10 protein-coding genes are annotated in these 11,608 nt (G+C 65.3%); 8 read left to right on the top strand and 2 right to left on the bottom strand.

Annotated features, from left to right (window positions below):
- Positions 1-880, top strand: an 880-nt coding sequence (locus tag ACLPJJ_RS03185; protein WP_443589406.1) for a fatty acid desaturase family protein, incomplete at its 5' end; no start/stop codon positions are given.
- 58 nt (positions 881-938) lie between these two features.
- On the opposite strand, the gene ACLPJJ_RS03180 is transcribed toward ACLPJJ_RS03185, so the two are convergent.
- The gene (locus ACLPJJ_RS03180; protein WP_443589404.1) at positions 939-2,123 is read right to left on the bottom strand and encodes a UbiH/UbiF/VisC/COQ6 family ubiquinone biosynthesis hydroxylase; all 1,185 of its coding nucleotides are present in this window, start codon (positions 2,121-2,123) and stop codon (positions 939-941) included.
- A gap of 277 nt (positions 2,124-2,400) precedes the next feature.
- Between ACLPJJ_RS03180 and ACLPJJ_RS03175 the strand changes: the two genes are divergently transcribed.
- The 7 genes from ACLPJJ_RS03175 to ACLPJJ_RS03145 all read left to right on the top strand — a co-directional run bounded on the left by ACLPJJ_RS03175 (position 2,401) and on the right by ACLPJJ_RS03145 (position 11,341).
- Positions 2,401-3,720, top strand: coding sequence for an ammonium transporter (locus ACLPJJ_RS03175; protein WP_443589402.1), 1,320 nt, complete (start codon positions 2,401-2,403; stop codon positions 3,718-3,720).
- 264 nt (positions 3,721-3,984) lie between these two features.
- Positions 3,985-5,358, top strand: coding sequence for an ammonium transporter (locus ACLPJJ_RS03170; protein WP_443589400.1), 1,374 nt, complete (start codon positions 3,985-3,987; stop codon positions 5,356-5,358).
- 158 nt (positions 5,359-5,516) lie between these two features.
- Positions 5,517-5,927 carry a group II truncated hemoglobin gene (locus ACLPJJ_RS03165; protein WP_443589398.1) on the top strand — a complete coding sequence of 137 codons (411 nt, stop codon included), beginning with the start codon at positions 5,517-5,519 and terminating at the stop codon, positions 5,925-5,927.
- Positions 5,928-6,061: 134 nt separating this feature from the next.
- Complete coding sequence (tkt, locus tag ACLPJJ_RS03160) at positions 6,062-8,104, top strand: transketolase (RefSeq protein ID WP_443589396.1); 2,043 nt, start codon at positions 6,062-6,064, stop codon at positions 8,102-8,104.
- A 33-nt stretch (positions 8,105-8,137) separates the two neighbouring features.
- Positions 8,138-9,151 carry a type I glyceraldehyde-3-phosphate dehydrogenase gene (gene gap / locus ACLPJJ_RS03155; protein WP_443589394.1) on the top strand — a complete coding sequence of 338 codons (1,014 nt, stop codon included), beginning with the start codon at positions 8,138-8,140 and terminating at the stop codon, positions 9,149-9,151.
- On the top strand, positions 9,148-10,353 hold the full coding sequence (locus ACLPJJ_RS03150) for a phosphoglycerate kinase (RefSeq protein WP_443589393.1): 1,206 nt from the start codon (positions 9,148-9,150) through the stop codon (positions 10,351-10,353). The genes gap and ACLPJJ_RS03150 overlap by 4 nt, the downstream gene beginning before the upstream one ends.
- Positions 10,354-10,456: 103 nt before the next feature.
- The gene (locus ACLPJJ_RS03145; protein ID WP_443589391.1) at positions 10,457-11,341 is read left to right on the top strand and encodes a DMT family transporter; all 885 of its coding nucleotides are present in this window, start codon (positions 10,457-10,459) and stop codon (positions 11,339-11,341) included.
- Positions 11,342-11,352: 11 nt separating this feature from the next.
- On the opposite strand, the gene ACLPJJ_RS03140 is transcribed toward ACLPJJ_RS03145, so the two are convergent.
- Positions 11,353-11,523, bottom strand: coding sequence for a DNA gyrase inhibitor YacG (locus ACLPJJ_RS03140; protein WP_443589390.1), 171 nt, complete (start codon positions 11,521-11,523; stop codon positions 11,353-11,355).
- Positions 11,524-11,608 lie beyond the last annotated feature (85 nt).

Genomic DNA, 11,608 nt, shown 5'->3' with positions numbered 1-11,608 from the left:
GGCGATGTACGCGGCGCTGCATGTCTCTGTCTGGCTGACATTGGCACTCGCCCTGCCGGCCAGCGGCCTGATCGTCCGCATCTTCATGCTTCAGCATGATTGCGGCCATAATTCGCTGTTTCCATCGCGCCGCCTGAACAGAATTGTCGGTGCCGCCTGCAGCCTGGTTACGTTGACGCCCTTCGCCTACTGGCGCCGTCTGCACACGCGGCATCACAAAAGCTGGAACGACCTCGACAATCGCGGCATTCCGGCCGATTTCTTTTCAGATTGCCTGACGCTGGCGGAATACAACGCGCTCCGCCCCTCGGCGAAATTTATGTACCGCGCATCGCATCATCCGGTGTTGATTCACCTCCTGTTGCCGCCGGTTGTTTTCATTCTGCTGTATCGCTTGCCTTTTGATACCCCGGCAGCTTTCCGGCGCGAGCGCCGCAGCGTTTACCTGCTGAATATCGCGCTCGCAGGCGTGTTCGCGCTGCTGATCGCGCTTTTTGGCGTAAGGAGCGTTGCGCTGGTGCAATTGCCCGCCATGGCGATCGCCGCCATCGCTGGAATCTGGCTGTTCGCGGTGCAGCACCGGTTCGAGGATGCGAAATGGACTCGAGCCGAAGATTGGAATTTCAACCAGGCTTCCTTGCACAGCACCTCGTACTTGAAGCTGCCGCTCGTCATGCGCTGGTTCAGCGCGAATATTGGCTTGCACCACATCCATCACTTGCGCCCCGGTATTCCAAATTATCGTCTGCAGGCTTGCCAGGATGGCTTTGTTGAAGAAATGAAGTCGGTAACGGTGCTCAACCTGCGCGACGCCTTCAAAGCCCCAAGCTATGCGCTCTGGGACGAAGCATCAGGCCGCATGGTGCCGTTTCCCTCCTGATCCGCTCCCGCTTTGAGGCGGAGTTTGTCGATTTCGCACCAGAGGGGGCTTCTCGCTCCTACCGCCCCATCGCCGCCAGCATGAACCGCTTCTTCAGCCGCGGCATGCGCTCCACCGCTGCCAAGCCGAGGTCACGCGCCAGCCGGATGGGCGGGAAGTTGGTCGAGAACAGCCGGTCCAGCGTGTCCATGCCCATCAGCATGGCCATGTTGATGGGCCGCCGAGCCGCCTGGTAGCGCCGCAGCACCTCCGGCGCGCCCGGGTCTTCCACACCGTCCAGAATTTCCACCAGCGCCTGCGCATCCTGGTAGCCGAGGTTCAGCCCCTGGCCGGCGATGGGATGCACGCCATGCGCAGCATCGCCCACCAGCACCAGCCGCGTGTCATAGTACCGCGCCGCGAACTGCGCCGAGAGCGGGTACAGCCAGCGCCGCCCGGCCAACTCCACGCGCCCCAGACGGTTGCCCAGGCGCTTCTCCACCTCCGCCATGAACGGCGCCTCCGTCATGCCGTAAAGTGTCTGCGCCGTCGCATCGCGCTCGGTGAACACGATGGCCGAGAGGTTGGGGTGCTCGGGCGTGCCGGTCATCGGCAGCGCGGCGAACGGCCCGCCGGGCAGGAAATGCTCCAGTGCCACGCCGTTATGCGGGCGCTCATGGCCGATGGCGAAGATCACCGCCGTCTGATGATAGGGCAGGCGGGTGAGGCCGATGCCGGCCTGGTCACGCAGCGGGGATTTGCGCCCCTCGGCCGCCACCACCAGCTTGGCCGTAAACTCTTCCGCGCCCACGCGCAGGCGCACCTGCTCGGCGCTGCGTTCCACCACCGCCTCGGCCGGGGCGCGCAGGGTGAGGTTCTCCGCCGTATGCAGCCTCTTGTTAAGGGCGATGCGGATCGACCGCGCCTCGATGATCCAGCCGAACGGATCATCTCCCACGGCGCGGTGGTCGAAATGCAGCTTCAGCGGCGAGGGCGCGCGGCCCAGCTTGCCGTCAGTTACGTCGATATCGAGGATCGGGCAGGGGGCGTAGGGCAGCTTGTCCCAGATCCCGGCCCAGTCCATCACCACCCTGCTCCCGGCGGCGATGGCATAGGCGCGGCCGTCGAATGCCTCGTCCTCCATGGGCGATAGGTCCGCCCTGTCCACCAGCAGCACGCGCTTCCCGCGCGCAGCCAGGGCCAGGGCCAGCGTGCCGCCCACAGGGCCGGCGCCGATAATCGCGATGTCATGGGTGGTTGTCATACCGCCAGTCTGCCAGAGCCCCGCTAAGCCGCCAACCCCCGGCCCCGCATCCGGCGTTTTGGGAGATTTTTGGGCATGGTTTTGCCCATAATTTGGGCTGCGCAGATTCTTCCGTTTCCGCTTTATCCCTGGCGGTTTTTCGTTCCTCTCGCACCGGGCTTAGGCACGATCTTTGCTTTACTCAGCGCTTCACGTCTCTGAGCCCTCCACAAAGTGCTCTGCCGGTCTGTCAGGCTCCAGACCGCCCAAGGCAGGAAACACGAGGAATATGAACTAGATGAGTAAGCGATCGATACTGACGGCGGCCACGGCAGGTTTGGGGATGCTCGTTGCGGGGGCTGCGCCCGCCATGGCGCAGAGCACGGCGCCCACGTTGAATTCCGGCGACACCGCCTGGATGCTGACCTCCTCGGTGCTGGTGCTGATGATGACGGTGCCGGGCCTGGCGCTGTATTACGGCGGCCTGCTGCGCCGTAAGAACATCCTGGCGATGCTCATGCAGTGCTTTTTCGCCACCGGCCTGATCTCCGTGCTGTGGGTTATCGTCGGCTACAGCCTGGCTTTCACCGCCGGTTCCGGCCCGCTTGCGCCGTTCATCGGCGGCTTCTCCCGCGTCATGCTCAACGGCACTGGGCTCAACGGCCTCTCGGGCACGATCCCCGAGACCGTGTTCGCCATGTTCCAGTGCACTTTCGCCATCATCACCCCGGTGCTGATCCTGGGCGGCCCGGCTGACCGCCTGAAGTTCTCCTCCGCCATGGTGTTCCTCGGCATCTGGCTGCTCGCCGTGTACTCCCCGGTGGCGCACATGGTGTGGGGCCCGGGCGGCTTCCTCAACACCGCTGGCGTGCTGGACTTCGCAGGCGGCACGGTCGTGCACATCAACTCCGCCGTGGCCGGCCTGGTCGCCGCCATCATGGTCGGCAAGCGCACCGGCTATGGCCGCGAGAACATGGCCCCGGGCGATCTTGGCTACACCCTGATCGGTGGTGCCCTGCTGTGGGTGGGCTGGTTCGGCTTCAACGCCGGCTCCGCCCTTACCTCCGGCGGCCAGGCTGGCATGGCGATGATCAACACCCACCTCGCCACCTCCGCGGCCGTCGTGTCCTGGACGCTGGTTGAGTGGATCGTGAAGGGCAAGCCCAGCCTGCTGGGCGGGGTCTCCGGCGCCGTCGCCGGCCTCGTCGCCATCACCCCGGCTTGCGGCTTCGTTGGTGTCTCCGGCGCGCTGGTCATCGGTCTGGCTGCTGGCGTGGTGTGCTACTGGGGCGTTACCGGCTTCAAGGGCATGTTCAAGTACGACGATGCGCTGGACGTCTGGGGCGTGCATGGCCTCGGCGGTATCCTGGGCGCCATGCTCACCGGCGTGTTCGCGCTGAACGAGGTTGGTGGCCATCCCGGCCTGATCGAAGGCGCGCCGCACCAACTGCTGCTGCAGGCCGAGGGCATCGTCACCACCATCCTGTACAGTGGTGTCGTCAGCTTCATCATCCTCAAGCTCATCGACCTGACCATGGGGCTGCGCGTGAGCAAGGAGGAAGAGGTCGAAGGTCTGGACATTGCCCAGCACGGCGAGACGCTGCAGCACTTCGGCTAACCATTACCGCCACGAGGCGCCCCCGCGCCTTGTGGCTTTTCTCTCTCCGCCTCCCCTGCATGCAGCTCTCTCTCCGCCTCCCCTGCATGCAGCGCCTCCGGGCGCTGCTGTTTTTTTAGCCATGTTTGTGCGCGGCTCGCCGGAAAACGGCACTATTTCGGTTTGGCACAAAAGCTGCAAGGGCAATGGCGGTGCTATGCGGCCGTGAAACCGCAAGCATCGTTGGGCAACACACACACGGCTGGGACGTATGGAGAGGAAAGCATGGCTATAGTTCCTGCATTACCGGGCAGTTGGCTCGATACAGGCGATAATGCCTGGCAGCTCACCGCGGCGACGTTTGTCGGCCTGCAGAGCGTGCCGGGCCTGGTGGTGCTCTACGGGGGCATCGTCAAGAAGAAATGGGCGATCAATTCCGCCTTCATGGCATTCTACGCCTTCGCGGCGGTGCTGATCGTCTGGATGCTGTGGTCCTACAACATGGCATTTGGCAAGCCCTGGCTGACCATGCCGTTCATCGGGGGCGGCAACCAGTTCATCGGCCACCCGGGCCAGATCACCTCCGCCTGGAACGAGACGAAGGAAGCGGTCATCCCCGCCGCCGCCGCCGGCATGCCGCCCATCGGCTTCCCGATGGCGACGATGGTGTTCTTCCAGTTCGTCTTCGCGGCCATCACCGTCATCATTTTGCAGGGCTCCATCCTCGGCCGCATGAGCTTCAAGGCCTGGATGATCTTCGTGCCGGTGTGGATGTCCATTATCTACCCGATCGGCGCCTTCTCCCTGTGGGCTGGCGGTTGGCTGGGCTCCATGGGCGTGGTCGACTACTCCGGCGGCTACGTCATTCACCTTACCGCTGCTGCCTCCGGCTTCACCGCGGCCGCCGTCATTGGCCCGCGCCTGCCGCGCGACCGCGAGAATTTCCAGCCCAACAGCCTGCTGATCACCATGGTCGGTGCCGGCATCTTGTGGCTCGGCTGGGATGGCTTCAACGGCGGTGACCCGTACTTCGCCAACGCGGACGCTGGGGCCGCGGTGCTCAACACCAACGTGGCCACCGCCGCCTCGCTGCTCACCTGGACGGTGCTCGACGTGTTCGTCCACGGCAGGCCCTCCATCCTGGGCGCGGTGAATGGCATGATCGCGGGTCTCGTCGCCATCACCCCGGCTGCCGGCTACATCAACGGCGGCGAGGCGATCGTCTTGGGCATCGCCGCTGGCATCCTGCCCTGGATGACCTGGAACCTGCTTGGCAAGACCTGGCTGTTCCGCAAGGTGGACGATGTGCTGGGCGTGTTCCATACCCACGGCGTGGCGGCTCTCGTCGGCGGTATCGGCACCGGCATCCTCGCCGACCCGGGCATGATCGAGTACTTCGGCACCGGCAAGGACAGCAATGTCAACGTCACCGGCGCCCTCTTCGGCAACTGGCACCAGGTGCTGCTGCAGCTCTACGGCGCCGCCTTCATCATCGTGCTCAACGTGGTCGGCACCTTCATCATCCTCAAGCTCATCGGCCTGGTTGTGCCGCTGCGTCTGAGTGAGGAATCGATGCTCATCGGCGACGATGCGCTGCACGGCGAAGAGGCTTACGCCATCTACGGCGACGGTCAGAAGATCCCCGTGATGGGCGACTGATCTGCCGCCAAACGGTCCACGGAAACAGCGCCGCAAGGCGCTGTTTCTATTTTTGCCCCCCGCCGCCCGCGGCGGTCACTGCCCGCGCTATGATCCAGATCAAAGTTTTTGGTAAAAATTTTTGCTTTTGTGCCGCCCTGGTTGAGATAGGCAGATCAATGGACGGCACGGTTATCGAAGAAAAAGCTTCCCCCTATGAGCGTATCGGCGGGGCCGAGGGGGTGAGGCGGCTGGTGGACGCGTTCTACGACACGATGGAGCGCAACCCGGCCTATGCCGAGCTGCGCGCCATGCACGAGCCGGATCTTGGCCCGACACGCGACTCGCTGACGGGCTTCCTCTCTGTCTGGCTGGGCGGCCCGCGCAAATGGATCGAGAAACGCGGCGGCTTCTGCATCATGTCCCGCCACGCCAAGATGAATGTCACCGGGGCAACCGCCGGGCAGTGGATGGCCGCGATGCGCGATGCCCTTGCGGAAGTTGGCGTCGAGCCTGAACTTGCTGAAAAAATGGACGGCGCGCTGAGCCAGCTGGCCGAGGCCATGGCCTGGCGGGGCAAGGCTGGCTGAACCATTCCGGGGCCGCGTTGGCACGCGCGGCCAGCAAATCAGCGGATAATTAAGCGGCCATTCGCACGCTCCGGGTTGAAGCCCGGGGCGGCTGGCATTATGCACGCGCCATTCAGGACGGAACAGACGATAACATGGCAAGCATTGGCGATATTTCGGGCAACGAGGCGGCACTGGCGCGGCAGGCGGAGCTTCTCGCCCAGCCGCTAACCGAGGACCGGATCATGGCCAACGCCATCCGGGCCCTGGCGATCGACGCCGTGGAAGCCGCCAAGTCCGGGCACCCGGGCATGCCGATGGGTATGGCCGACGCCGCCACCGCGCTCTGGACCCGGACGCTGAAATATGACGCCGCCGACCCGAGCTGGTGGGACCGCGACCGCTTCGTGCTCTCCGCCGGGCATGGCTCCATGCTGCTCTACGCCCTGCTGCACCTCACCGGGCATGAGGGCATGGGCATCGAGCAGCTGAAGACCTTCCGGCAGCTGCACTCCCCCGCCGCCGGACATCCGGAATATCACGAGCACCCGGCCATCGAGATGACCACCGGCCCACTGGGCCAGGGGCTCGCCACGTCCGTCGGCATGGCGCTGGCCGAGCGCATCCTGGCCGCCAAGTTCGGCAAGTCGCTGGTCGATCACCGCACCTGGGTGATTGCCGGCGATGGCTGCCTGATGGAAGGCGTGAGCCACGAGGCCGCCGCCCTGGCCGGGCACCTGAAGCTGAACAAGCTCTGCGTGCTGTGGGATGACAACTCCATCTCCATCGACGGCTCGACCGGCATGTCGACCTCCGAGGACCCGCTGAAGCGCTTCGCCGCCTATGGCTGGGCCATCCGGCGCGTCGACGGGCATGACTTCGCCCAACTTCAGGCCGCGCTCGCCTTCGCGCAGAAATCCGCCAAGCCGGTGATCATCGCCTGCCGCACCGTCATCGGTTTCGGCGCGCCCACCAAGGCCGGCACCGCTGGCACCCACGGCGCCCCGCTGGGCGGCGCCGAGGCCGAGGCCGCCAAGCGCGCTTTGGGCTGGGAGCATCTGCCCTTCGTGGTGCCCGAGGACGTGTACAAGCCCTGGCACGAGGCCGGTTCGCGCGGCGCCACCGCCCGGCGCGCCTGGCTGAAGCGCTTGGCCAAGCACCCGATGCGCGCCGAGTTCGAGCGCGTGATGCAGGGCAAGCTGCCCGAGGGCTGGGCCGAGGCGATGTCCGCCTACAAGGCGCAACTCGTAGAGACCAAGCCGAAGCTCGCCACCCGTCAGGCCAGCCAGAAGGCGCTGGAGGTGCTGATCCCCGCCATCCCCGAGCTGGTGGGCGGCTCGGCGGACCTCACCGGTTCCAACCTCACTTTGGTGAAGGGCATGGCGGGCGTCGAACCCGGCAACTATGCCGGCCGCTACATCTATTACGGCGTGCGCGAGTTCGGCATGGCCGCGGCGATGAACGGTATCGCCCTGCATGGCGGGCTCATCCCCTATGGCGGCACGTTCTTCGTGTTCACCGACTATATGCGCCCGGCCATCCGCCTCGCCGCGCTCATGGGCGTGCGCGCCATCCATGTGCTGACGCATGACTCCATCGGCCTGGGCGAGGACGGGCCGACCCACCAGCCAATCGAGCATCTGGCCTCCTTCCGCGCCATGCCGAACGTGCTCACCATCCGCCCGGCGGACGCCATCGAGACCGCGGAGGCCTGGGAGGTCGCGCTGAAGAACACCACCGGCCCGAGCCTGCTGGTGCTCTCGCGCCAGGGCGTTCCGGCCCTGCGCGACGTGGCCAACGGCAACAAGACGGCCCGCGGCGCCTATGTGCTGGCCGAGGCTGAGGGCGGCCAGCGCGCTGCCACCATCATCGCCACGGGCACCGAAGTCGCCATCGCCATGGCCGCGCGCAAGGCGCTGGCGGCCCAGGGCATCCAGGTGGCGGTGGTCTCCGCCCCCTGCTTCGAGCTGTTCGCCAAGCAGGATGCCACCTATCAGGCGGAGGTGCTGGGTAATGCGCCGCGCATCGGCGTGGAAGCCGCCTGCGGCTTCGGCTGGGAGCGCTGGCTCGGCCCCAACGGCGTGTTCATCGGCATGACCGGCTTTGGCGCTTCCGCCCCGGCGGAGGTGCTGTATGAACATTTTGGCATCACCGAGGCAGCGGTCTGCCGGGCTGTCATTTCGATCGCAATTGTTTAAATAAAACATCCACGTAACGGAGCGAAAACAAAAATGGCTGTGAAAATTGCAATCAACGGGTTTGGCCGCATTGGCCGTCTGGTCCTGCGCGCGCTCATCGAGAGCGGCCGCGCCGATGTTGAGCCGGTACTGATCAACGACCTCGGCTCAGTCGAGGACAATGCTCACATGTTCCGTTACGACTCCGTGCATGGCCGCTTCCCTGGCACGGTCGAGGTGCAGGGCGACAGCCTGGTCATCACCCATAACGGCCGTACCTATGGCCCGATCAAGGTGAGCGCCGAGCGCGACCCGGCCAAGGTCCCCCTGCAGGGCGTGGACGTGGCGATGGAGTGCACCGGCCTGTTCACCAAGCGCGAGGCCGCCGCCGCCCTGCTCGCCGCGGGTGCGCGCAAGGTGGTGATCTCCGCCCCGGCCGACGGCGTGGATGCCACCATCGTGTTCGGCGTCAACCACAAGACGCTGACCAAGGACATGGAGATCATCTCCAACGCATCCTGCACCACCAACTGCCTGGCCCCGGTGGCCAAGGTGCTGCACGAGAATTTCGGCATCGAGCGCGGCTACATGGTGACGATCCACTCCTACACCGGCGACCAGAAGACCGTGGACACCCTGCACAAGGACCTGCACCGCGCCCGCGCCGCTGCCCTCTCCATGATCCCGACCTCCACCGGCGCCGCCAAGGCCGTCGGCCTGGTGCTGCCGGAGCTGAAGGGCAAGCTGGACGGCACCGCCATCCGCGTTCCCACCCCGAACGTCTCGCTCATCTCGCTGGACGTGGTGCTGAAGAACCAGCCGACCGCCGCCGAGATCAACGAGGCGATGAAGGCCGCCTCCGAAGGCGAGCTGAAGGGCATCCTCGGCTACTCCACCGACAAGCTGGTGAGCCAGGACTTCAACCACTGCCCGGCTTCCTCGACCTTCGATGCGCCGCAGACCACGGTGGTGGATGGCGCGCTTACCCGCGTGCTCTCCTGGTACGACAATGAGTGGGGCTTCTCCAACCGCATGTCCGACACCGCCGCCTATTTCGGTGCGCTGTGAGCAAAACGCTTGATCAAGTGAACGTCACGGGGCTGCGCGTGCTGCTCCGTGCCGACCTCAACGTGCCGATGCATGAGGGCAAGGTTACCGACCTGACCCGTGTGGAACGTCTTGTCCCCACCATCCGCGAACTGTCGGAGAAGGGGGCGAAGGTGATCGTGCTCAGCCATTTCGATCGCCCGAAAGGCAAGCGCGTCGAGAGCATGTCGCTGAAGCCGATCGCCGAGGCGCTGGCGACGGTGATGAACAAGCCGGTGGCCTTTGCCGATGACTGCGTCGGCCCCGTGGCGGAGGAAGCCGTCGCCAAGATGCAAAATGGCGATATTCTGGTGCTCGAGAACACCCGCTTCCACGCGGGCGAGGAAGAGAACAACCCGGAATTCGCCGCAGCACTTGCCAAGCTCGGCGACATCTACGTGAACGACGCCTTTTCCGCCTCGCATCGCGCCCATGCCAGTGTTGTGGGCATAGCTACCCACCTGCCGGCCTTCGCCGGGCGGCTCATGCAGGCGGAACTGCATGCGCTGGAACAGGCGCTGGGCACCCCGGCGCGTCCCGTGGCCGCCATCGTGGCGGGCTCCAAGGTTTCCACGAAGCTCGACCTGCTCGCCAATCTGGTCGCCAAGGTGGACATCCTGGTCATTGGCGGCGCCATGGCCAACACCTTCCTCGCCGCGGAAGGGTATAATGTCGGCAAGTCTCTGCAGGAGCCGGACCTGCATGACACTGCGCGCGAGATCCAGAAGGCTGCCGTGGTGAAGGGATGCGAGCTCATTCTGCCGCGGGACGTCGTTGTGGCCGAGAAATTCGAGGCCAACGCGCCCACCAAGGTGGTGAAGGTGAGCGAGATCCCGTCCAACATGATGGCGCTCGACGTCGGCCCCGCCACCGTCGCCGCCTTCATCAACCGCCTGCCGGAGATCAAGACGATCATCTGGAACGGCCCGCTCGGCGCCTTCGAGACCAAGCCGTTCGACGCCGCGACCAACGCTCTGGCGCAAGCCATCGCGCTGGCGACCAAGGAAGGCAAGATCGTGTCGGTCGGCGGCGGTGGCGATACCGTCTCCGCGCTGAAGCTCGCGGGCTACCACGAGCACATGACCTACCTCTCCGGCGCCGGCGGCGCGTTCCTGGAGTGGATGGAAGGCAAAGTCCTCCCCGGCGTGATCGCGCTGAGCAAGGATCTGTCCAACATCGGATAGTATCCGGGGCGCCTGTCCCCCCAGCCACCGGAAACTAGCCACCTGAGAAAGGGGTCCCTCGCGGACCCCTTTCTTGATCATGCCCTCCACGGAAAAGCCCCAGATGCCCTCGCGCCCGCAAGCCATCGTGCTGACATTCATCGCCGTAATGCTGTGGGGCGTAGCGCCGGTCGGCACGCGCTACCTGCTGGGCGATAACCATGCCGGGCTGCCGGGCGCGCCTTTCGTCGGCTTGCGCTACGGCCTGGCCACGGTCTGCTTTATTCCCTGGCTGGTGCCGGCGCTGCGGCGCTGGTCCCAGCAGGATTTGCTGCTCGGCGCGTTCTGCGGCGTGGTGGGGGTGATGGGCTATAACCTGCCCAATTCCCTGGGCAACCGCACCGTCTCCGCCGGTATGGTCGGGCTGCTCAACGCGACTGAGCCGTTGATCATCGTGCTGCTGGTGAGTCTGCGCAGCCGCAGGATGCCGGGCGTGTGGACCTTTCTCGCCGCCGTCATCGGCTTTACCGGCATCGCCCTGCTGGCTCACAGCGCCGGCCCGGCGGAAGGGGATGCCAAGGGAATCGCCCTTGTTCTGTTCGGCGCCTTCAACTGGTCCTGCTACTGCGTGCTGATTCCCCGGCTGCTGGTGGCGCGCAGCGCCTTGCAGGTAAGCGCGGTGACGATGACCGCCGGCACGCTGCCGATGCTGCTGGTGGGAGCGCCCGGCATGGGGCACATGCTGAGCATGATGGATTGGCCGCGCTGGGAGATTGCCCTGGCGCTGGCCATCGGGCCTTCGGGCCTCGCCATGGCGGCATGGACCAAGGGCTCGGCGGAGTTGGGGGCCGAGGCCTCGGGCTGGTTCCTCTACCTTCTGCCTGTGTTTGCCGCCGCAGGTGGCGTTGCCGTGCTGAGCGAGCCGCTCACCGCACTGGAGTTCCTCGGCGGTGTCCTGATCCTGCTATCGGTATTTCTGAGCCAGCGCGCGCCCGCACCACAAAAATAACCAAATTCTGGTTAATTCGTTTTCTCCTCGTCCTCGCCGTCCTCTTCCGGTTTTTGCGGGAGTTTATAGCTCTCGGTCAGCCAGCGGCCGAGGTCGATATCGGCGCAGCGCTTGGAGCAGAAGGGCTTGTGTTCGGGCGAGGCGGGCTTGCCGCAGATCGGGCATTTTATGCTAGGGGCCATGAACGTGCCCCTTAGCATGAGTCTTTATTTTGCGCGCGGCCGCCCCGCCAGCCCCGCGCGCTTGGTGATCAAAACAGCTCATGCA

The organism is Acidocella sp. (assembly GCF_052326845.1).
Lineage (GTDB): Bacteria > Pseudomonadota > Alphaproteobacteria > Acetobacterales > Acetobacteraceae > Acidocella.
Note: the sequence above shows the minus strand (reverse complement) of the source record. Positions and strands in the feature narration are given on the sequence as shown.